This is a genomic window from Nocardia sp. NPDC006630, assembly GCF_040611495.1.
Taxonomy (GTDB): Bacteria; Actinomycetota; Actinomycetes; order Mycobacteriales; family Mycobacteriaceae; genus Nocardia.
In genome coordinates this window covers 456,496-479,514 of record NZ_JBEXOK010000006.1, presented here as the reverse complement: position 1 = coordinate 479,514, position 23,019 = coordinate 456,496, and the positions used below count along the sequence as shown (strand labels likewise).

Annotated in this window: 12 protein-coding genes and 1 pseudogene; 2 read left to right on the top strand and 11 right to left on the bottom strand. The window is 66.1% G+C overall.

Annotation, left to right across the window (positions count from 1 at the left end; translation table 11 throughout):
* The first annotated feature begins 184 nt into the window (after positions 1 to 184).
* Both ABZX86_RS20375 and ABZX86_RS20370 read left to right on the top strand, forming a co-directional pair.
* Complete coding sequence (locus ABZX86_RS20375; RefSeq protein ID WP_355125867.1) at positions 185 to 3,493, top strand: arabinosyltransferase domain-containing protein; 3,309 nt, start codon at positions 185 to 187, stop codon at positions 3,491 to 3,493.
* 123 nt (positions 3,494 to 3,616) lie between these two features.
* The gene (locus tag ABZX86_RS20370; protein ID WP_355125554.1) at positions 3,617 to 4,387 is read left to right on the top strand and encodes an alpha/beta hydrolase; all 771 of its coding nucleotides are present in this window, start codon (positions 3,617 to 3,619) and stop codon (positions 4,385 to 4,387) included.
* A gap of 19 nt (positions 4,388 to 4,406) precedes the next feature.
* Here the strand turns inward: ABZX86_RS20370 and ABZX86_RS20365 are convergent, their stop codons facing one another.
* From ABZX86_RS20365 to ABZX86_RS20315, 11 genes and pseudogenes are all read right to left on the bottom strand, one after another.
* Positions 4,407 to 4,607 (bottom strand): DUF5988 family protein, encoded by a 201-nt coding sequence (locus tag ABZX86_RS20365; protein WP_297619507.1) that lies wholly within the window; start codon positions 4,605 to 4,607, stop codon positions 4,407 to 4,409.
* Between the two features lie 94 nt (positions 4,608 to 4,701).
* Entirely contained in the window at positions 4,702 to 6,246 is a 1,545-nt protein-coding gene (locus ABZX86_RS20360) for an acyl-CoA carboxylase subunit beta (protein WP_355125552.1), read from the bottom strand.
* A 56-nt stretch (positions 6,247 to 6,302) separates the two neighbouring features.
* Positions 6,303 to 11,522, bottom strand: a complete 5,220-nt coding sequence (gene pks13, locus ABZX86_RS20355) for a polyketide synthase Pks13 (protein WP_355125550.1) — start codon at positions 11,520 to 11,522, stop codon at positions 6,303 to 6,305.
* Between the two features lie 136 nt (positions 11,523 to 11,658).
* Positions 11,659 to 13,581 (bottom strand): long-chain-fatty-acid--AMP ligase FadD32, encoded by a 1,923-nt coding sequence (fadD32, locus tag ABZX86_RS20350; RefSeq protein ID WP_355125548.1) that lies wholly within the window; start codon positions 13,579 to 13,581, stop codon positions 11,659 to 11,661.
* A gap of 495 nt (positions 13,582 to 14,076) precedes the next feature.
* A complete protein-coding gene (locus ABZX86_RS20345) occupies positions 14,077 to 15,051 on the bottom strand; it encodes a cutinase family protein (protein ID WP_327143114.1) in 975 nt (324 codons plus the stop codon).
* Positions 15,048 to 15,578, bottom strand: coding sequence for a DUF732 domain-containing protein (locus tag ABZX86_RS20340; protein WP_355125545.1), 531 nt, complete (start codon positions 15,576 to 15,578; stop codon positions 15,048 to 15,050). Before ABZX86_RS20340 ends, ABZX86_RS20345 begins: the two co-directional genes overlap by 4 nt.
* 104 nt (positions 15,579 to 15,682) lie before the next feature.
* A complete protein-coding gene (locus ABZX86_RS20335; protein ID WP_355125543.1) occupies positions 15,683 to 17,674 on the bottom strand; it encodes an alpha/beta hydrolase-fold protein in 1,992 nt (663 codons plus the stop codon).
* A gap of 165 nt (positions 17,675 to 17,839) precedes the next feature.
* Entirely contained in the window at positions 17,840 to 18,949 is a 1,110-nt protein-coding gene (locus ABZX86_RS20330) for an alpha/beta hydrolase family protein (protein ID WP_355125541.1), read from the bottom strand.
* 225 nt (positions 18,950 to 19,174) lie between these two features.
* Positions 19,175 to 20,518 (bottom strand): annotated as a pseudogene (locus tag ABZX86_RS20325) (alpha/beta hydrolase-fold protein); the annotation flags it as partial.
* A gap of 109 nt (positions 20,519 to 20,627) precedes the next feature.
* Positions 20,628 to 21,635 carry an alpha/beta hydrolase family protein gene (locus ABZX86_RS20320; protein ID WP_355125865.1) on the bottom strand — a complete coding sequence of 336 codons (1,008 nt, stop codon included), beginning with the start codon at positions 21,633 to 21,635 and terminating at the stop codon, positions 20,628 to 20,630.
* 291 nt (positions 21,636 to 21,926) lie between these two features.
* Positions 21,927 to 22,904, bottom strand: coding sequence for an alpha/beta hydrolase family protein (locus tag ABZX86_RS20315; RefSeq protein ID WP_355125863.1), 978 nt, complete (start codon positions 22,902 to 22,904; stop codon positions 21,927 to 21,929).
* Positions 22,905 to 23,019: the final 115 nt, after the last annotated feature.

Genomic DNA, 23,019 nt, shown 5'->3' with positions numbered 1-23,019 from the left:
GATCCCGGCCGAAAGCATGCCGGGGTGACAGGGTGCTCGACGAGCTCACGAAGCGTGCTTCGTGAGCTCGTCTGCTGTCCAAGCCCGTTGAGACCGGGCATACGTGTCGCACCGCCGGAGTGAACAGCGCCACTCACAGTCCGGGGCTATACGATCTGCAATCGTGCCCGACGCCTCCGCTGTCCTGAGCAAACCGCCAACGCCGCCCACTGCGACGGCGACGCCGCGTGACTATCGCACCGCGAAGTTGATCGCGATCGTCGCCGGTGTGCTGGGAGCGCTGTTCGCCCTGGCGACGCCGTTCCTGCCCGTCGTGCAGACCACGGCGGCGGTGAACTGGCCGCAGGGCGGGACGCTGGGCAATGTCGACGCACCGCTGATGTCGCAGGTGCCGCTCGATCTTTCGGCCACCATTCCGTGTAGTGCGGTGCAGCAATTGGATCCGCGCGGCGGCATCCTGCTGGCCACCGCGCCGCCGCAGGGCAAGGGCGCGGATCTGGAGGGGCTGTTCGTCCGGGTGTCCGGCGAGACCGTGGACGTGCTCGATCGCAATGCCGTCGTGGCGTCGGCGCAGCGATCCGAGATGAGCGACTGCTCGCAGATCGTCATCACCTCCGACGACAAGCGCACCTACGCGAAATTCGACGGGCTCACCCACAGCGTGGAGAAGACCAACGCGGACGGCGGCCGCGAAATGGTCACCGCGCCGGTCGACGGGCAGCTGCTCGGCGATCTGCGGCCGCAGGTGGTCGGCGTCTACACCGATATGAAAGGCGGCGTACCGCAGGGCCTTTCGTTCCACATGAACGTGGACTCGCGGTTCTCCTCCAGCCCGACCGTGCTCAAGTGGGTCGCCATGGTCGCGGCCGCACTGCTCACACTGCTGGCCATGGGCGCGCTCGCCGCGCTCGACACCAGTGACGGGCGCGGGCACCGGCGCATCTTCCCGCGGCACTGGCTGAAGCCGACCTGGGCGGACGGCGGCATTATCGGCACGCTGACGCTGTGGCATTTCGTGGGCGCCAACACCTCCGACGACGGCTACATCCTCACCATGGTGCGGGTCGCACCGCACGCGGGCTATATGGCCAACTACTTCCGCTGGTTCGGCGTGCCGGAGGCGCCGTTCGGCTGGTACTACTACGTCATCCAGGCCTTCGCCGAAATCTCCACCGCGAGCCCCTGGGTCCGAATTCCCGCGCTGCTGTGCGGCATTCTCTGCTGGCTGGTCATCAGCCGCGAGGTGGTGCCCCGGCTCGGGCGCGGGGTCGCGACCTCCAAGGTGGCGCTGTGGACCGGCGGCCTGGTGTTCCTGGCCTTCTGGCTGCCCTACAACAACGGCCTGCGCTCGGAGCCGATCGTGGCGCTCGGCGCGCTGCTGACCTGGGTTTCCATCGAAAGGGCCATTGCCACTTCACGATTGCTGCCCGCGGCGGTCGCGGTACTGGTCGCGGCGTTCACACTGGCGGCGGCCCCGACCGGACTCATGTGCGTGGCGGCGCTGCTCGCCGGTATCCGCCCACTGGTCAAGATCGTGGTGCGGCGGCGCAAACAGTTCGGCGACGTCGCGCTGCTGGCGCCGATAGCCGCGGCCGGATTCCTGGTATTGGCGGTCGTTTTCGGCGATCAGACCTTCGCCGGAATCATGGAGGCCAATCGGGTGCGCCAGAACATCGGGCCCAATCTGGCCTGGTACGAGGACTACCTGCGCTACTACTACCTGTTCGTGGAAACCGTGGACGGTTCGCTGGCGCGGCGGTTCGCCTTCCTCGTCATGATCCTGTGCCTGATCACCACACTGCTGGTGCTGCTGCGGCGGCGGCAGGTGCCGGGCATCGCCTCCGGGCCGACCTGGCGACTGCTGGGCGTGGTGTTCGGAACCATCTTCTTCATGATGTTCAACCCGACCAAGTGGACGCACCACTTCGGGTCCTATGCGGGCATCGCGGGCGCGCTGGCGGCGGTGACCGCGGTCGCGGTGTCGGCCACGGCCTTGCGATCGCGCAAGAACCGGTCGGTCTTCCTCGCCGGGCTGATGTTCACGCTCGCGCTCGCGTTCTCCGGCATCAACGGCTACTGGTACGTGTCCAGCTACGGCGTGCCGTGGTACGACAAGCGGGTCTCGCTGCACGGGCACGAGGCCAATACGCTCATTCTGCTGCTGTTCGGGCTGGCGCTGGCGGTGGTCGGATGGCAATCGCTGCGCGAGGGCTACGCCAAGCCCATGGAGAACGGAAAGACCCAGCGCGGCAGGCGGGTTCGGCGTTTCGCCGCCATCCCGCTGACCGTCGTCGCCGCACTCATGGTGGCGTTCGAGGTGCTGTCGCTGGTCAAGGGTGCGGTCGCGCAGTACCCGGCGTACTCGCTGGCGCGCTCCAACTTCGACGCGCTCTCCGGTAAGAGCTGCGGGCTCGCCAATGACGTTCTGGTGGAACCGAATCCGAACGGCGGCAATCTGCAGCCGATCATCGATCCGGCGCATCCGCCGCTGAACGGCGATCCGCTGGCCGGCGCCGACCCGGTCGGCTTCTCCCCCAACGGCGTTCCCGACAAGATCGACGCCGACAGCGTCGAGGTGAAGCCGGGCACCGGCAATACCTCCAACCAGACCGTCGGGCCCGCCTTCGAGAAGGGCCAGAACGCCGGCACCGGCGGCGGCAAGGGCGCCGAGGGCGTCAACGGCTCGACCGTGGCACTGCCGTACGGCCTGGACCCGGCCACCACACCGGTCATGGGCAGCTGGCAGGACGGCGTGCAGCAGCCCGCCACCCTCATCTCCAGCTGGTACAAACTGCCTGCGCGGTCGCCTGATTCACCGCTCATCGTCATCTCGGCGGCGGGCCGCATCATGTCCTACGACGAGACCGGCAATATGACCTACGGTCAGACCCTGCTGGTCGAGTACGGGCATCAGAACCCGGACGGCAGCGTCTCCGAGCTGCCCGGCAACTACCGGCCGTTCGATATCGGCCCGGCGCCGTCCTGGCGTAATCTGCGGGTTCCGATGGACGCACTGCCCAGCGGCACCGACGTGATCCGCATCCACGCCATCGACCCGATTCTGATCGGCGATCAGTGGCTGGCCTTCACCCCGCCGCGGGTGCCGAAGGTGCAGTCGCTCAACAGCTTCCTCGGTTCCGAGCAGCCAATCCTGGAAGACTGGGCGGTCGGCCTGCAGTTCCCGTGCCAGCGGCCCTTCGACCACCGCTACGGCGTGGCCGAGGTCCCGAACTACCGCATCCTGCCGGACCGGCCGCTCGCGGTCAGCTCCACCGACACCTGGCAGGCCGAGGAGAACGGCGGACCGCTCGGCTTCACCGAAATGCTGGCCGACTCCAAGACCATCCCGACGTATCTGAAGGACAACTGGGGACGGGACTGGGGCTCGCTGGAGAAGTACGAACCGTACTACCCGGCCAAGGCCGCCGAGCTGGACACCGGGACCGCGAACCGGTCCGGGTTCTGGTCACCGGGCAAGCTCCGGGTGTTCTAGGCACTGATCGAACCTTGCGGCGGCCGTCGGCATCATGCCGGCGGCCGCTGCCGTTTCCTCCCGGCCGCACGGTTCCTGCCACCCGTTGTGGGTGTGACCCACGTCAACCGGGAGACTGGTGTCATGGTGAACATTCAACTCGGCGACGTAGCAACCTGGTACGACGTCCACGGTGACGGCGAATCGGTGGTGCTGCTGCACGGCGCCTTCGTCGATGCGCGAATGTTCGCACCGGCCATGCCCTCCCTGGTCGGGCGCTTCCGGGTGTACAAGACCGATCGCCGCGGGCACGGGCACACCCCCGATGTCGAAGGACCGCTGTCCTACGACGTGATGGCCGAGGACACCATCGCCTTCCTGGAGAAGGTGGTCGGTGAACCCACGCATCTGATCGGCCACAGCGATGGCGCGAATGTCGCGCTGCTGGTCGCGCTGCGGCGTCCGGACCTGGTCCGCAAACTCGTGCTGATCAGTGGAAACTTCCACTACGACGGCATTCTGCCCGGCGTGCTCGACGGTTTCGAAGATCCGGAGACACTGCGCTATCTGGCCGCGAATTACGGCGAGGTATCCCCCGACGGGGAAGACCATTTCCCGATCGTCGCGCGCAAACTTGCCGAAATGTGGGAGACGCAGCCCGACCTCACCCCCGAGGACCTGCATTCGATTTCGACGCCCACGCTCGTCATGGCGAGCGACGACGATTCGGTCTCCCTGGAACACACCCTCGCCCTCTACCGGGCGATCCCCGATTCCCAGCTCGCCATCGTTCCCGGCACCTCACACCTGCTGGTCATGGAGAAGCCGAACGAGATCTACCCCCAGATCGCCGGCTTCCTCTCGCATGACCCGGTTCCGACGCGACTACCCATCCGTCGCGCCGCTCCGGCCTAGTTATCGCACTGCGAATATCTCAGTGTTCGGTGTGAGAAACCCATTCGTAGACCGGCAAACTGCCCTCCGGTGTGTCCTCCCACCGCGGCGTCACCTTGAACCTTTCGTACCCCCCACCGTGCGCCACCCGCAGTTCGATCCCCGGCGGCGTAATAGGCACAATCCGCTGTTCCAGCCCGTCAGGTCCGCCTTCGAGCAATGCCTTAGGTGAGCTACTCATAGCTGAAGGCTCTCACATCCACCCCACCCGACCGACCGATTCCGAGCAATCGGCGAGCCGTGTTTCACCTCGACTGAAACAGCCGGAACAGGTGTCAGAGGGGCAGCAGGTGGTGTTTGCGGGGGTTGCGGGGGACGGATTTGGCGCGGAGGAGGTGGAGGGCCTTGCGGATTTCCAGGCGGGTGGTGGCGGGGTCTATGACCGCGTCTATGTAGCCGCGTTCGGCTGCTACCCAGGGGGTGGCGACGGTGGCGTTGTAGAAGGCGATCATCTGCTGGCGCATGGCGGCTCGGTCGGCTTCGGGGGCCGCCTCCAGAGACTTTGCGCCGATGAGGCTTACGGCGCTCTCCGCGCCCATGACGGCGATGCGAGCGGTGGGCCAGGCCAGGTTGACGTCGGCGCCGAGTTGTTTGGAGCCCATGACGGCATAGCCGCCGCCGTAGGACTTGCGAATCACCACCGTCACCTTCGGGACGGTGGCTTCCACGAAGGAGAAGATGAAGCGGCCGCCGCGTTTGATGACGCCGATCTTCTCCTGTTCGACACCGGGTAGGAAGCCGGGGGTGTCCACCACGAAGACCAGGGGGATTTCGTAGGCGTCGCAGAGTCTGACGAAGTGCGCGGCCTTATCGGAGGCGCGGGCGTCCAGGGCTCCGGCGTAGACCAGTGGCTGGTTCGCCACGACGCCGACGGTGCGGCCGTCCACCCGGGCGAAGCCGCAGATGACGTTCTTGCCCGCGGACTGGCCGAATTCGTGGAAGTCGCCGTCGTCGAAGATGCGGATCAGCACCTCGTACATGTCGTAGCCGGCATTGTCGGCATCGGGGACGAGGTCGATCAGCTCGCGATCCGAATCGGTGATCTCCGGCTCCAGGCCGGGGTTCACGATGGGCGGCAGCTCCGAGCAGCTGGACGGCAGATAGCCGAGGTAGTCGCGAACCCAAGTGAAAGCCGCGAGTTCATCTTTGGCGACATGGTGGATATTGCCGTACAGCGCTTGACTGTGCGCGCCGCCCAGCTCTTCGAGGCTGACATCCTCACCGGTGACCTCGCGAATCACCTTGGGACCGGTGACGAACATATAGGCCTCTTCGGTGGCCACCACGACATCGGTATTGATGGGGGCGTACACCGCACCGCCCGCGCACTTGCCCAGGATCATCGAAATCTGCGGCACCAGACCGGAAAGCGGCTCCTGGCGACGGCCCAGTTCGGCGTACCAGGCCAGTGAGGTCACCGCCTCCTGCACCCGCGCGCCGCCGGAATCATTGATACCGACAACGGGGCAGCCGACCTTCGCCGCGAACTCCATGATGCCGGCGACCTTGCGCCCGAAGGCCTCCCCGACCGAACCGCCGTACACGGTCTGGTCGTGGGAGAACACCGCGACCGGACGCCCCTCGACGAGGCCGTGGCCGGTGACCACGCCATCGCCGTAGAGGGCCGTCTGATCGCCCGGGTTCCGCACCAGCGCACCGATTTCCACGAAGGTGCCCGGATCCAGCAGCATCTTGATGCGGTCGCGAGCCGAAGGGATGCCCTTCTTGGCTCGCTTCGCGACCCCCGCATCTCCCGCCGGTTCCCTCGCGACTTCCAGCTTCAGTCGCAAGTCTGCGAGTTTCTCGGCGGTAGTGCTCACTGGACTCCTCCCCTTCGGCAGAAACCTACTTTCGCAGAACCCGTTTCGCAGTGGGGCTATTTCGCAAGCGTGTCGATCTCGGACAATTTCTTGCTGAGGTCGGCGCCGATCACTCCGATGCGGGGCTCGTCGATGATCTGGAGGTGATCGCCCGGGATGTGGACGATCTCCAGATTCGGAATGTGCTCGTCCCAGCCACCATTCGGCTTACGCTCGCCGAATCGCGGTTCCAGTTCGATCATTCCGTCGTGGTAGCGATCGGCCAGGTAGAGAACCACGTCGCCTTCGTAGCGCGACGGGGTCACCGCCTGGAGTTCACGGCTTTCGATCCACGAGGTGCGCTGATGCTCGAGCACACCACCCGGAATCTTGACCCCGGCGAACTTGATGAGTTCGAAGACGATCTCGATCTGTTCCTGATCGGAGGCAGCGGCCAGCTCTTCCAGCTGTTCCTGATCCAGCTCACCGTTGAAGCCGTAGGTCTTCTGCGCGAAACCCTGGAAGCGCTTCATCCGCTCGACCCGCTCCTGCGGATCGTTGCTTTCCGGCTCAGTGGGAACAGCCAGATCGATCAGGCCGACCAAACGCACGTCCGCGCCCTCGGCCCGCATGATCTGCGCGACCGTCAGTGAGAACACCGCACCGAGCGACCAGCCGTAGAACACGTACGGGCCTTCTGGCTGCCGCTTGCGAATCTCCGGAATGTACTGGCGCGCACGCTCTTCGATCGAACCGTCCACGCGTTCGAAACCGTACATGGGGGTCCCCGCCGGAAGACGCTTCAGAAGCGGCTCGTAAACGAGGGTGTTACCGCCCGACGGATGGAACACGAAGACCGGGATGGCATTCGAGCCGGCTTCCTTCCCGCGCAGCGTGCGCACGAAGCCTTCGACATCGTCACCGTTCTCCTGGTACCGCGCGACGATGTCAGAGATCTGCTCGATGGTCTCGCAGGCCCGAAGCTCCGCGGGATCGAGCTGCGCCTTCGCTCGCTCCGACAGGCGCGCCACCAGCTTGTCGAAGGTCGCATCGTCCAGTGTGGGCAGCGGGTTGAAGATGCCGCCCGCCGACTTTCCGGTCACCAGCGCCCAGGTGGCGAAGGCGAGGCGCTCCGGCGCATTACGCGGCGGAACATTGTCCTTATCGGTCTCCGCAACCGGCGGGGCGTCCTCGAAGTCGGCCTCGGTGGTCGACGAATTCGCTTCGGAGGCTTCGGCTTCCGCCACGATCTCGGTGGCTTCCGCCACCACATCGCTGTTCTCGACATCCAGGCGATCGGCCAGGGTCGGCACCGCGTTCTCGGTCACCCCGGGCAGTGCAGCCAGCGGATCGGTGCCCGCCGCCATGGCAGCGCGGGCCGCGGCGACGATATCGCCGCCGATCGAGATGTCCTCGCCCGCGGCCTGGCGCGCGGCCAGTTCCGCCAGCTGCGCACGGTTCTCGATGGCGTAGCGCAGTACCTTGCCGACCTCGAGCAGGCTGGCATCGCGCACCGCCTGGATCTGCAGCTGCGGGATGTCGAATTCGTATTCGACGCGGTTCTTGATGCGCATGGCCATCAGCGAATCGAGGCCCAGCTCCATGAGCGGGATCTCCATCGGCAGATCCTCGACGGCGTAGCCCATGGACTCCGCGACGATGAGCGCCAGGCGCTGTTCGATGGTCTGGCTGCCCTCGGGATTCCAGCGGTCACCGATCACCTCGGCCACCTCGGCAGCGGCCGGAGCCGCGGCGATAGCCGCAACCGGCTGTGCCACAACCGATTCCGGCAACGGCGCACCGGCGGTGACCACGGCGTCGAACAGCGCCCGGAAGGCATTGCCCTCCTTGGCGTGCACCGATACCGACGCGCCACCCGGATGCGGGGTCAGCGTGGTGGTGAGGGTGCCGGCGGCCGGAACCGCGCCGTGCGCAACGGACGCGCCCAGCGTGACATCCGAAAGCACCTGTGCGGCAGCGGCATTCACCAGCGCGCCGAGGTCGGAGACCAGATTCGCCTGCACCTCCCACACGTGGCGGCCGTCCGGCAGCGCCACATGCGAGCCCGGCGCCCGGCTGCTGCCGGAGTCGGCGGACAGCGAAACCTTGGGCCAGTACTGCTTACGCAGGAACGCGGTGCGCGGCACCTGTGCGTAATCGCCGTCGGGCAGCAGCGAGGACAGGTCCACCCGGTGGCCCTGCACATACAGCTGCGCGAGCGCCGAGATGACCGCGGCGGATTCGTCTTCCTTGCGCTTGAGCGTCGGAATCAGCGCCGCATTGTGCACACCGGCCGCGAAGGTGGTGCCCATGACCTGCATGAGCGCCACCGAGTTCGGCGCCAGCTCCAGGTAGGTGGTGATACCGGTATTCACAGCCTGCGCAATGGCATTGGTGAAGTACACCGCGCCACGCATATTGGTGACCCAGTAGTCCACGTCGTGCACCGCGGCGTGACCCGCCCGGAACACGCCGTCCTTGCGGACGGTCGAGTACAGATCGTGCTTGAGGACCGTCGGCTCCAAACCGGCCAGCTCGGCAGCCAATTCGCCGAGCAGCGGATCCATCTGCGAGGTGTGGCCGGCGCCGCGGGTCTGCAGCACGCGCGCGAACTTGCCCTCGGCCTCGGCGCGCGCCACGATGGCGTGCACCTGATCCGGCGGGCCGCCGATCACGGTATTGGTGGGCGCGGCGTAGATGGCGACCTCGAGGTCCGGGAAGTCCACCAGGGCTTCCTGGATGGCCTCCGTGGAGTACTCGACGAGGGCCATATTGCGGACCTGATCATCGGTGATCATGGCCTCGCCCTCGGCCATGAGCCGCGACCGCGCGCAGATGACGCGCACCGCGTCCTCCAGGTTCAGGCCGCCCGAAATGTACGCGCCCGCAACCTCACCCTGCGAATGGCCGACCACGCCCTCCGGCTGTGCGCCGTGCGCACGCAGGATCGCGTTCAGGCCCAGCTGGATGGTGAAGGTGCCGACCTGGCCGGTACCGATATCCCAGTCCTGCTCGTCGTCCAGGATGATCTCCCGGACCGAGTACCCGGCCTCGTCCATGACGTACTCGTCGACCTGGTCGACGGTCTTGCGGAAGATCGTATTCTCGTTGTAGAGCTGCTTGCCCATCTTCCGGTGCTGCGCACCGAAACCGGCCATCACCCACAGCGCGCCACGCGCGGAAGGGGAATCGGCGGTGAAGACGCCGGTGCCCGGCTTGCCCTCGGCAATGGCGCGCAGACCTGCGGTGGCCTCTTCATGCGTCTTGGCGATGACAACACCGCGCGAACGGCCGTGATTACGCTTGGCCAGCGCACGCGCCACATCGACGAGCGGAGTCGCCTGTCCCGCTTCCGATTCCAGCCAATCGGCCAGATCCTTCGCAGCACGCTTACGACGCGAAGGCAGGTAGGCCGAGACCGGGAGGATCAGCGGCAGCGGCTCTTCACGATTCACCCACTCCGGTTCCGGTGCAACGGCTTCCGGCGCGGACTCGGTGACGATGCGCTCGGCCTCGGCCAGCACATCGGTGTCCTCGTCATCGAGGTCGGCGCTCGCTTCGACAGCCTCCGGGGCGACCGGCGTGGGCACGTACTCCTGAATGACCACGTGCGCATTGGTGCCACCGAAACCGAATCCGGATACACCGATGGTGGCGGTGCCGCTGTAGCGCGGGAATTCGGTGGGCTCGGCGACAACCTGCAGGTGCGCGGTGTCCCAGGGAATATACGGATTCGGCGCCGAGAACCCGAGGTTCGGCGGAATAACGTTGTGCTGCAACGCCATAACGACCTTGGCAAGCGCGGCCGCACCCGCGCCACCCTCGAGATGGCCGAAGTTGGTCTTGGCTGAACCGAGCAGGGCGGGCTTGTCGTCCTCACGACCGCGGCCGACCACACGCGCCAGCGCGTCCGCTTCGATCGGGTCGCCGATCAGCGTGCCGGTGCCGTGCGCCTCGATGTAATCCACGGTGGACGGCGCGATTCCGGCATCCCGGTAGGCGCGGCGCAGCACCTCGGCCTGGGCATCGGGGTTCGGCGCGAGCATGCCGTTGGAGCGGCCGTCGTTGTTGACAGCGGAGCCCTTGACGACGGCGTAGATCTTGTCGCCGTCGCGTTCGGCGTCGGCCAGGCGCTTGAGCACCACCAGCGCGCCGCCCTCCGCACGGACCATGCCGTCGCCGTCCGCGGAGAACGCCTTGATGTGACCGTCCTTGGCCACACCGCCATTGGCGTCGAAACCGAGCGTCGCCATCGGCGCGAGCAGCATGTTCACGCCACCGGCCAGCGCCAGATCGGCATCGCCGGTACGCAGTGCGCGCACCGCATCGTGCACGGCAACCAGCGAGGACGAGCATGCGGTATCGATGGACACGGACGGACCGCGGAAGTCGAAGAAGTAGGAGGTGCGGTTCGGGATGATGGCCGAAACGCTGCCCATGATGCCGTACGCCTCGGCGGACAGCGGCGTCTTCTCGTCGCCTTCCGTGCTGCCGACGCCCAGCGCCGCGATCAGCATGAATTCATTGCCCGCCGAGCCGACGAATACGCCGACCGGCTCGCCCTTCAGCGTGTTCGCCGGAATTCTGGCGTGCTCCAACGCTTCCCAGGTGAGCTCCATGATGAGCCGCTGCTGCGGATCCATGCGCTCGACCTCGACCGGCGAGGTCGCGAAGAATTCGGCGTCGAAGCCCTTGATCACCTCTTGATCGAGGTAGCCGCCCTTGGTGTTCGCGTTCGCGATGGCCTCGGCCGCCCGCGGGTCGCTCATGAACTCGGACCAGCGGCCCTCCGGTAGATCACGGATGCCGTCACCGCGATTGATCAGGAAGTCCCAGGTGGATTCGGGCGTATCGCCCGCACCCGGCAAACGCGTGGCCAAGCCGACAATGGCGATGTCATGCGCCTCGCCCGGCGTGAATCCCGCGGTATAGAACGAGTCATCAGCCGATTCGGCCGGAAGATCAGGTTCCCCGTTGATGATTCGCTCCGCCAGCGAAGCGATCGTCGGGTGCTGGTACACGATGGTCGCGTTGAGGACGATCCCCGTCAGATCCTCGATATCGCCGCCGAGCGCGAGCGCATCCCGCGAGGCCAGGCCGAATTCTTCCATCGGCCGGTCCACGGTGATCTGCTCGAGCGCCTGTCCGGTCGCGTCGGAGACCCAGCGGCGCAGCCACTCCCGCAGCTCGCCCACGGACATGTTCGCGCCGGTGGGTTCCGGTTTCGCGACGGCATCGGACGCCGTCGGAGCGTTATCGGTCATCGGGGTGGGGGACGTGCCCTCGTTCTCAGCCATCAGTTCCTCAAGTTACCTGTCTGCGTACGGTGCGCGGCAGTATTGAGATTCTCGCCGTTCCGGTGGAGAGCGGCGCTTCATGCATGAATGGCGCGGACCTGTTCGGACCGCGCCACTCCACGTTAGATGCTCCGACTCACTCCTTGTCAGGAGCATCGGGGAAGGCCTGCTGCGTGTAACCACCACGCAGCGTGCCGTCCAGGTACGCCATCTTGCAGGCGGCACGGGCGATCTTGCCGCTCGAGGTGCGCGGGATCGAACCCGCGGTCACGAGCAGGATGTCCCGTGCGGTGACACCGTGCCGTGCCGAGAGCGCGCCACGCACCGCGTCCGTGATCGGACCCGGATCGGCCTTGCCGGCGCCGGGGCCACGCTCGGCCACGATGACCAGCTGTTCGGAGCCATTGTCCGCGTCGTACTTCAGACCCGAATGGCTGTCCGACTCGAAGACTTCCGCGGGCAGCTGATTGGCCGGAACCGAGAACGCGGCGATGAAGCCGGGCCGCAGCGACTTCGAGGCCTCCTCTGCGGAGTACTCCAGATCCTGCGGGTAGTGATTGCGGCCGTCCACGATCACCAGATCCTTGACGCGGCCGGTGATGTAGAGCTCGCCGTCGACGTACACACCGTAATCGCCGGTGCGCAGCCAATTGCCGTCGGCCGGAACACCCTCGGCGTGACTGCCGTCCGCGACCCGGTTGACGATCCGGTTGCGGAAGGTCTTCTGGGTCTCCTCGGCCCGGCCCCAGTAGCCGATGCCGATATTGTTGCCGTGCAACCAGATCTCGCCGACCCGGCCCTCGGGCAGTTCGGTCGCGCCCTCCGGGGCATCGACCGATTCGGGGTCCACGATGGCGCCCCACTGCGAGAGCGCCACATAGCCGCAGGAGACCTGGGCGATGGAATCCGGCGTGCCCTGCTCGACCTTCACGATGCGACCGGCATTGAGCTCGACGCGGTCGACGTAGATGACCTTCGCCTCGTCCTCGTGCCGGGTGGCGGAGACGAACAGCGTCGCCTCGGCCATGCCGTAGCAGGGCTTGATCGCGGTCTTGGGCAGGCCGTACGGCGCGAACGCCTCGTTGAACTTCTTCATCGAACCGGTGGTCACCGGCTCCGAGCCGTTGATCAGGCCGATCACGTTCGAGAGGTCCAGCGACTCGCCGTTCTTCGGCACGGCACGCGCGGCGGCGTGCTCGAACGCGAAGTTCGGTGCGGCCGCGAAGGTTCCGGCGCCGTCGGAGACGGCCGCCAGTTCCTGGATCCAGCGCGAGGGCCGCCGCACGAACGCGGACGGCGACATGATGGTGATGTACTTACCGCCCACGGCGGGCAGGATCACCGTCAGCAGACCCATGTCGTGGTAGAGCGGCAGCCAGGTGACGCCACGCGAATTCCAGTTCAGATCCAGCGCATTCACCATCTGCAGCACATTGGTGCCGACGCCGCGGTGGGTGATCTCGACACCCGCCGGGGTGCGTGTCGAACCCGACGTGTACTGCAGATACGCGATATCGTCGACCGCGATATCGGGGCGGATCCACGACTCTCCGACACTGTCGGGAATCGCGTCCACCGCGATGATGCGAGGCCGCTGCGCCGCGGGCAGCCCGCGGAAGAACTGGCGAACACCGGCGGCCGAGGAGCTGGCCGTCAGGATCGCCGCGGGTGTGCAGTCACCGAGCACCGCGTGCAGGCGATCGGTGTGGCCCGGCTCGTCCGGATCGAACAGGGGCACCGAGATGGTGCCCGCGTAGATCGCGGCAAAGAAGGAGATGACGTAATCCAGCCCCTGCGGGGCCAGGATCGCGACACGATCACCCCGCTTGGTCACCTGCTGAAGTCGTGCAGCTACCGCGCGCAGCCGAACGCCGAATTGACTCCACGTGAGGTCCTGGTAGACCCCGTCGCTCTCGCGTGAGTAGTCGATGTACCGGTAAGCCAGATCATCGGCGTCATTCCCGTGGGTGTGCTTCTCGACGTAGTCGACGAGGGTGCGCCCCTCGGGAATCGTGATGTTCCCCGTTTCGTCGAGGTAATCGTCGAAAGTCTCGTCCATTCCTTCTTCTCCTCCGAGGCACACGCGGCATGGGCGGCGACGATGCCGCTGTTACCTGTGAGGCCCCGACTCTTCGCCCGCGGGGAGCTTCTCGCGAAGCCGACCTGCAGAATTCTGTTGCGGTCTGCGCGGTGACCGTCTATTGGCTAGATGTACTCAAACCAGGGTCATGTTACAGAGGAGCCACCCTGCCATGCTCCGGAGCGGCTAAACATATCCCAGCTCACCAGACTCGCTTCCACGGGATCACCGGTGCGAATGTGGTGCTTTGGGTGGGCAGCTCTCCCGCTGGGGGACGAGGATGTGAGTTGCCGCACCCGGGGTTCCCGGGGGTGGTCCGGGTGGATGTGCCGACCACCCGGAGCGGGTGCGGCGACTGCTGTCATGAACACCTGCTCCTGGCTGTCCGGATGGTGCTGGGACACCGAGCGAACCGGGGCCACAACCTCGCAGCACTCTACAACGAGACCCCGAAACTAGGGGCTCGGTCGGAATTCACGAGTGTGCGGGATGCGGAGCCTTCTCAATCAGGCCGTTGGCCCAGCTGACCGTCCACTGAGTTGCTGTGGTGCCGCTGTCGTCCACGACAAAGCCGTTGTAGAGGCTGTGGACAGGGTTGCCCGCCGCCTTCACGAGGGTGCCGACACTGCCGAGGATATTGAGCGGGTTGAGCGCCTGCTTGGGGGAATCACAGATGAGATCACCCTGCGCGCAGATGGTGAATGTCCGATTCGCCAAGTCGCCGAAGCCGTCTCGCGGACCGGTCATGGTGATGCCCGGCACGTTCAGGCCCCGCAACGCGACCTCCGCGCCCACACCGGCCGGCGGCTGCCCGATCTCGATGGCCTGTCCCGGCCCCTGATCGCGACGCCCGTCGGCGATGACGGTCACGCCCAGCACCTTGTTCGCGGGCACCGGTCCCTTGCCCGCACCGATCTGCGCGGCCACATCACCGGCGATCACCGCGCCCTGCGAGAAGCCCGCGATCACATAGCTGGTGAGCGGGCAGTCGTGATAGGTCGCGGTGAGCTTCTCGTTGGCGCGCTGGGTGCCCTCGGAACGACTGTTGTTGTAGGACTGCTGACCGTCCGGCGGCAACGCGATCGGGTTCGAGAACTGCGCCACGTAGGGAACCGTGTAGACCTCGACCCGGCTGTTCGGGAACTGCGCCCGCACCGGATTGGTGATGTTCAGCATGAGCGACGCCGGATTCGCGGTCGGGTTGTACGGATCGTCGGTGCTGCTCGACTCCCAGGTGCCCGGGACGCCCAGCATGAGCACGTCCGGGCAGTTGGCCGACTGCGAGGTCGGCTCCTTGGGCCCGGGCGGCTTGGGACCCGGCAACCGCAACCGGCCCGCCAGCAGGTACCAGAGCAGCAGCGCCACGATGATCACGATCACGATCGCGGCGATGAGCAGCAGGCAACCCGCCGGCTTGGACCGGCGTCCGGAGCGGCGTCGCGTCGTCACTTGTTGCAGTAACTCTTCGTCGCGACGTCGACGTAGATCTTGCCCGCCTGTTCGACCGACATCTTCGACTGGTCGAAGGACGGATCGGAGCCGGCGATCGCGGTGACGTAGGTGAGGATCTGATCGTCGGTCGCGCCCTGGGACTTGCCCTGGCACACCAGGTTTCCGGCGGTCAGCGCGATATCGGAGGCGGCGGGGGTGATGCCCTGCTTCTTCAGCTCGTCGAGGAAGGTCTTGTCACGGTCGGTGAGCGGGGGCGTACCGCTCGGCGTGGTGAGGAACTGGCTCGGCACCGGCGCCGGGCGCTCGGGCGTCGTGGCGTCCGAGGAGGTCTGCGGCGCGGCCTGATCGGTCGGGCTGCTGTCCCCGCCGGCCGTCGTGGTGGGAGCCGCAGACGTCTTGCTCGTGGTCGGAGCCAGCGTGGGCGTGCTCGTCGCGGTCGAATCGTTGTTGCCACAGGCGGCAAGCAGTCCGGCGGCGGCGAGAGCAACAACGACGCCGAAAACCTTTCCACGGGTCCGATGCATTTATTCGCTTCCTTGATCTGTCTGGCGGGCACAAGGTCGCCCCCAGGCTAGCGGCAACCCGCGCCGCCGTCGCCGCTCCGTTTCGAACCTCATGCACTTCTCAGTCAGTTGGGACGGACTTCCGGGCCCAGCGCCGGAATCAGCGGGGGCGAAATTTCCTCGGGCGGAGCGGCCGGTTGGGGGTCCGGTGCAGCGGCCGGTAGAGGTGCGGGGGCGAGTGCCGCGGCAGGCGCGGGCGCAGGAGCCGCGGCAGGCGCGGGCGCAGGAGCGCCCGGGAGGGCAATCGGCTGGCCGGCCAGCGTGAAGGCCTGCGCCTTGCCGTCGTTCACGATGATCGAGCCGCCCTGGAAGGTCTGCTGCGCGCCGGTGGGCGTGGCGGCCTCGTCACTGATCGGGAAGCCGAGCCCGCCGTTCTCGAAACCCTGTGCGCCCCAGGCGTCCATGATCGGACCCGAGCGCACGCCGAAGGCGCCGGACAGCGGACTCCAATAGATATTGCCGCCCTCGAAGCTCACGAAGCGGCCGAGATCACGCACCGGCTGCTCGGCGGCGGTCGGGAAGCCGAAAGGACTGTTCTCGAAACCGATTTGCGCGTACTTGCCGAGAATCAGGCCCTGCAGCTGGTGCGCACCGGTCTTCGCGCTGAAGTAGATGGGCCCGTTCTCGAAGCTCTGCACCACGCCGTCCTTGTTCGGGGTGCGTGTTTCGGGTCCGTTCGGGTAGCCGGCCGGACCGCGTTCGAAGCCGCCTTTACTCCACTCGTCGAGGATCGCGCCGCGCACCATCTGGGCGCCGGTCTGCGGTGTCCAATAGATCAGGCCGTTCTGGAACGGCTGGAAGCGCCCGCGGCCGTCCGGCAGTCCCTGGTCTCCGGCGGTCGGGAAGCCGATGCCGCCGGCCGCGCCATTGAGCCCTGCGAAAGTACCGGCGATCGCGCCGCCGACCGCTTGCGCTCCGGTGCCGGGCGAGTACGCCACCTGTCCGCCCCGGAAGTCCTGCGTCACACCGCCGGTCACCGGATACTCCGGCGTCAGGCAGTCGCCGAGCCAGGTGTTGACCTGTGCCGCACCGGCGATCGCGCCGCCGAGCTTGCAGCCGCTGGGGGTGTTGTCCACACCGAGCGCGGCCGCCGTATTCGGCCAGGACTGCCGCATTTCGAAATCCCAGTACGGCCAGGTGTGCGTGCCCGAGGGGCGGTAGCTCACCTGCACCGGAATATTCAGCTTGCCGAGTTTGGTGACGAAGTTCTGAGAGCTCAACCGCGACAGCACTTCCAGGCCCATACCCGCGTAATTCGTGGTGAGGCCGGGGATATCGCCGGGCGGATCGGTCGCGCCCGCGGTGCCGCTGCCGCTGGAGACATAGAGGCCGATGCCCTTGAGCTTGTCGGCCAGCTCGTACGGATCGTGTGCCTTCCATTCCGGACTGGTCGGCGGCCCGAACATATCGTTCGAATCGAATCCGCCCGCGTCCTTCATGGCGAAATTGACCATCTGCGGCATGCCGAGCGTGGTCAGGGTGAGGAAGCCGGAGTAGGAGGCCGCGTGCCGGACCCAGCCGGGATTGCGCGCGGCCAGCATCATGGCGGCCGTGCCGCCCATCGAAAGTCCGGATACCGCACGCACATCCGTGGCGCGCCACTGACTCTCGAGCAGTGGGGGCAGTTCCTTGGTGAGGAAGGTTTCCCACTTGTAGTTGTGGCCCTGATCCGGTTGCAGCCAGTCGGCGTAGAAGCTGGACTGGCCGCCGACGGGCAGCACCACGGTGACGTTCTTGTCGGCGAAGAAGCCGGCCGCGCCCGCATCCTTCGTCCAGCCGTTCTCGTCATCGGTGGCGCGCAGACCGTCGAGCATGTACATGGTCGGGAATTTCGCGTCCGGACGCGAACGCCAGTCCCGGGCCAGCAGCAGCTGCACTTCGATCGGGGATCCGGAGGCGGGCGAGTTCACCCACAGCGCCACCCGGCGATCACCCAGCCACACTGCCTTCTGGACCGTCGCCGCAGCGCCGGACGTATCGGGTTCGGCGGCCGCGGGGGCTATGCCCGCAAAACCGCCTACTCCCGCGAAAGTGCCCGCAGCCAGCGGAAATACCACTGCCGCAGCACATGCCGCCCAGCGACGGCGCGCCCGCTTCGTCCCACGAACCACTCCAACCACACAAGTGTTGTACCCCTGAAAGTCCAATTCCAGGGGTGCGACGCGCGGGAAACGGGTGCACTACAGCAAACGACCGGTTTCCTTTTCCGGGAATGTCACCGGCTACGCGCCGAGCGCGGCCAGGATCTCCGGACGCGCACTCGTCAGCTGGTCCTGCCAGTAACCCCACGAATGGGTGCCCTTGGTCGGCAGGCTGTAGTGCGCACCGATGCCGAGCTGATTCATTCGCCCCATGAACGCGATGGTGTTGACCATCGAGAGCGCCTCCAGCGCCACCGCGTTGACGGTGTTGAACGCCCCCGCCTCCGGATTGTCGTGCGCACCCAGTGCGCCCCAGGACGCCGAGATGTACATGGGCAGGCCGCGCAATTGCGGTGCGAAGACGAAGGGATCCATCCGCAGCCACTGCGGGCTCCACGGCCACGCCATCGAATCCACATTGAAGCGACCGGCATCCAGCATGGCGATCCGGATCGCCTCGCGCATACCGGGCGCGGAAATGTTCAGGTAGCCGGAGAAGGACGAGGCGTGCTTGAACATATCGCGGTGGTAGGCGGCGAGAGCCAGTGCCGACGAACCGCCCATGGAGAGTCCGGCGATCGCGTTCTTGCTGCGGGACACCCCGAGTGGTTCCAGGAAGGCGGGCAGCTCCTGGGTCAGGAAGGTCTCCCAGCGATAGGTGAACTTCTGACCGTTGGTGCTCGAGGGCGCACGCCAATCGGTGTAGAAACTCGATTGCCCGCCGACCGGCATCACCAGCGTCACATTGTCATCGGCGAAGAGCTGCATGGCATTGGTCTCGAAGGACCAGGCATTGAAGTCGTCCCGCGCGCGCAGACCGTCGAGCAGGTACAGGGCGGCGTCACCGCCGCGGGCGGCCCACTGCACCTGCACTTTGATCGGCCCCATGCTGGAGGGAACCATGAGCTCTTCGAAACGCGGGCGCGGCGGCGGCGCGGGTTCGGCGGCGGGCACTGGTGCGTCCGCGGGGGCGGCAGCGGGTGCGGGTGCGGCCGCGGGCACGACGGGCGGCGCCGCCGGAGCCGCGGGCTCCGCCGAGCCGGCGGGCGCACGATGCAGCGGCCCGGACACCGGGGCGGCCTGCGCCGCTCCCGAAATGCCGGGAAGTCCCGACATTCCAGGCAGCACAGCCACTCCCGGTAGTGCGGCCGCCGCGACCGCGGCCGCGACCAGGCGGCGCCAGCCGGGCACCCGGACGCCCCGCGCGGCGGGTATCCGGTGTGCCGAAACAGTTTTCCGAACCGAACGCGGGCATGACGCACCCTGGACTGCCATCAGAATGTGCTCCTGAACCACACAAGGGGGGAACGACACCAAACGTGACCGGCGTCACGGACAGGAGCACTTTAGCGGTGCGGGGAGGGTAACTGGCTGGTATCCCAGTCAGCTGGCGTGTATTTCGGCTTTCCCGTCGTGAAAGACGATCGATCCGTGTTGGAAGTTTTGTTGCACTCCGCCCGGAATGGGAGTTTCGTCGCTAATCGGAAATCCGAGCGCCCCAGTGGGTCCCGCCGCTCCTTCATACGCGCCGCCGATCATTCCGCCCACCGCATGCGCGCCGCCGGCCTGCGACCACAGCACCCGGCCACCGCGGAAATCCTGGGCCGCGCCGCCGGTCAGCGGAATCTCCGGGGTCAGGCAATCTCCCAGCCATGTCTTCCCCTGCGCCACAGGCAGTATCGCGCCGCCGGCCGCACAGTCCGGTTTGCCGGTATCGACCCCCAGCGCGGCCGCCGCCTGCGACCAGGACTGGCGCATCTCGAAATCCCAGTACGGCCAGGAATGCGTGCCGGACGGACGGTAATTCACCTGCACCGGAATGCTGAGCTTATCGAGCTTGGCCACGAACTGCGTCGAGGAGAAACGCGAGAGACTCTCCAGCGCCATCCCGGTGAAATTGGTGCTCACACCGGGAATTCCGGCGGGGATGTCGAACCGGCCCGCCAGGCCGCTGCCGCTCGAGACATAGAGGCTCACACCCCTGAGCTTCTCGGCTATCGCGTACGGATCGTGGGCACCCCACTCCGCATCGGCGGGCGGACCCCACATGGCATCGGAGTCGAAACCGCCCGCATCGTGCATGGCGTACTTGATCGCCTGCGGCATACCGAGAGTCGTGGTCGCGAGCAGTCCGGAGTACGAAGCCGCGTAGCGGACGAACCCCGGATTACGCGCCGCGAGCGTCATGGCCGCGCTGCCGCCCATGGACAATCCCGCCAGTCCGCGCACGTTCGTGGTGCGCCAGTCCTTGTCCAGCAGTGGCGGTAATTCCTTGGTGAGAAAGGTTTCCCACTTGTAGTTCTTGCCGTTGTCCGGTCGCAGCCAGTCGGTATAGAAACCGGCCTGCCCGCCCACCGGCAATACGACCGTCACGTCTTTATCGGCGTAGAAAGCCTGCGCGCCAGCGTCTTTGGTCCAGCCGTTCTCCTGATCGGTGGCCCGCAAGCCGTCGAGCATGAACAGTGCCGGAAATTTCATATCCGGTCTGCTGTTCCATTCCCGCGCGAGCAACAGCTGCACCTGGATCTGCGTGCCCATGGACGGTGAATCGATCCACAGGGCGACCCGTCTGTCGGTCAGCCACACCACATTTCGAATGGCGGACTTCGTCGGCACCTGCGCCGCACCCGGATCCGCGAATGCCGTTCCACCCCCCAGCAGTACCGTCGTAGCCGCCGTAAGCGCCACGAGCCCACCCCACCTGGGTCTCCGTCGTCTACCTCTTGCCACAGGTGCCACCCTAGTTCGCTTCCGCCCCATCGGCTTCCGAACCCTGACAGAGCGAAGAACCGGCCACCCCGCAGGGGTGACCGGTTCTTTTCGTCTGTCGCGCAGGCGCGGCCTACGACATCAGGAATTCAGTGCCGCATCAGGAATTCAGCGCTGCCAGGATGCCTGGGCGTGCTTTCCACAGCTCGGCCTCCCAGTTCTTCCAGTTGTGCACACCGATCGCCGGGTAGTCGTAGGTCACATTGTTCTTGAAGCCCAGCTGATTCATCCGGGCCTGGAACAGGTGCGTGGTGACCATCGCGATGGCCTCGATACCCATGGCGTTCATGGTGTTGAAGGCGCCCGACGCCGCATCGGCGCCACTGGGCAGACCGCTGGCCGCCGAGATGTACATCGGCAGACCCTTCAGCTGCGGCGCGAACACCGACGGGTCCATGCGCAGCCAGGCCGGGCTCCACGGCGCGGCCATGGAGTCCACATTGAAGCGGCCGGCGTCGAGCATCATGACGCGCATGGCCTCACGCATACCCGGTGCGTTCCAGTCCAGCGGACCGGAGAAGGAGGAGGCCTGCTTGAACTGATCGCGGTGGTAGGCGGCCATGCGCAGCGCGGCGGGGCCACTCATCGAGAGACCGACCACCGCATTGTTGGTACGCGAAACACCGTAGCCCGCAAGGAAATCGGGAAGTTCCTTGGTGAGGAACGTCTCCCACTTGTAGGTGTACTTCTGACCGTTGGTATTGCTCGCCGAGACCCAGTCCGCGTACCAGCTGGACTGACCGCCGACCGGCATCACCAGGGTGACATCGTCGTTCTCGAACTGCTGCTGGGCGTTCGTCTCGAACGACCAGGCATTCTTGTCATCGCGGGCGCGCAGGCCGTCGAGCAGATAGATGGCCTTGTCGCCACCGTTCTTCGCCCACTGCACCTGCACCTTGACCGGGCCCATACTGGACGGAACCATCAGCTCGTCGTAACCGCCGGCGGGGGTGCGATGCACCGGGCCGGCAATCGGAGCGGCGATGGCGATAGTCGGAGCCGCCACTGCCGCGGCGGTCGGGATAGCCAGTGCCGCAGCGCCTGTAGCCAGAAGTCGTGCGCTCCAGCCACGGTGAGCACTACGTCCTGACCGGACTCCACCCGGCATGGCGGACCTGCCGAAACGCATGGATACTGCTCCTTCTCTACTGCATAAGTTCAGTTGTTATCACGCAGCGCGCACGGCAATGCCGTTGCAGGCGTGCATGATCAGCGTTCACCGCGAATCCCGACCTTCGAAGTGAACGATGCGCTACCACGGTCTGGTCACATGCGCTCGCTGGAGGGTATTCGACCTTCCACACGGTTGGCAAGGTGACGCTAAATTTCGACCGTAATCGTGCGGTGACCTTATCGCGAAACATCAGTGATGTCGCGGCAACAGCAGAATCCCTTACGGTCAGCCGATGTTCGCACTCAGATCCGGAAGCATGTTGTAGACCTGATCCGCCCAGTAACCCCAGCTGTGCACACCGTTCGGGGTGTAGTCGAAGACGGCATTGCCGGGACCGAGCGAGTCCATACGCGCTTGGAAGGCACGGGTATTCGCGAGTGCGATGGTCTCCAGCCCGGCCGCATTCGTCAGGTTGAAGGCATCCAGTGCGGAGTTCACCGCATCCCGCGGGCCCGGTTGGCCGTTACCCGAGGAGATCCACAGCCGGGTGCCATTGGCCCGCAGCAGTGGTGCGAACACGAAAGGGTCGTTGCGAAGCCACAATTCGCTCCACGGCGGTCCCCACATGGAGTCGATGTTGAAGCCGCCGGCATCGAGCAGCGCCATCCGCAGCGCTTCGCGCATACCGGGCGCGGAGATATTGAGATAACCGGAATACGATGCGGCATAACGGAACTGATCCGGGTGATACGCTGCGAGCACCAGGGCCGCGCTACCGCCCATGGACAATCCGAACACACCGTTCCCGTTCGGATTGAAGCCCAGCCGCCCGGCCAGCGCATTTCGCAGATCTCGGGTCAGAAAGGTTTCCCAGGCATACGGCGCGGGTTGCCCATTGGTATTGCTGGGCGCCACCCAGTCGGAGTAGAAACTGGACTGGCCGCCGATCGGCATGACCACATTGATGTTCCACGCGGTGAGCGCCCGCTCGACATCGGTGTCGATCTCCCAGCCGGACAGGTCATTACGCGCCCGCAAACCGTCCAGCGCATACACCACCCGCTGGGTATTGCCGTCCTGTGCGCGGAAGATGCGCGACTTGATCGGGCCCATACTCGAATCGACCCAGAAGTCGGATCCGGCCGGATCGAATCCGGCTGCCGCCGGGGCCGCTCCCCCGCCTACCGCCACCGCCCACGGCAACACCATGGCGAATGCCAGACCGGCTCCGGCCCTGCGGAGTGAACCCATCGAGAAACGCATCTGTGTCGCCTTTCCGAGTGTGGTCACCGTTGACCACCACTGAAATGCAGAAGCTGTCGCCGCTCTCGCTTCTCTATAGGCCCTTATTCGGAGCCGATCGCTCGAAAAACACCTC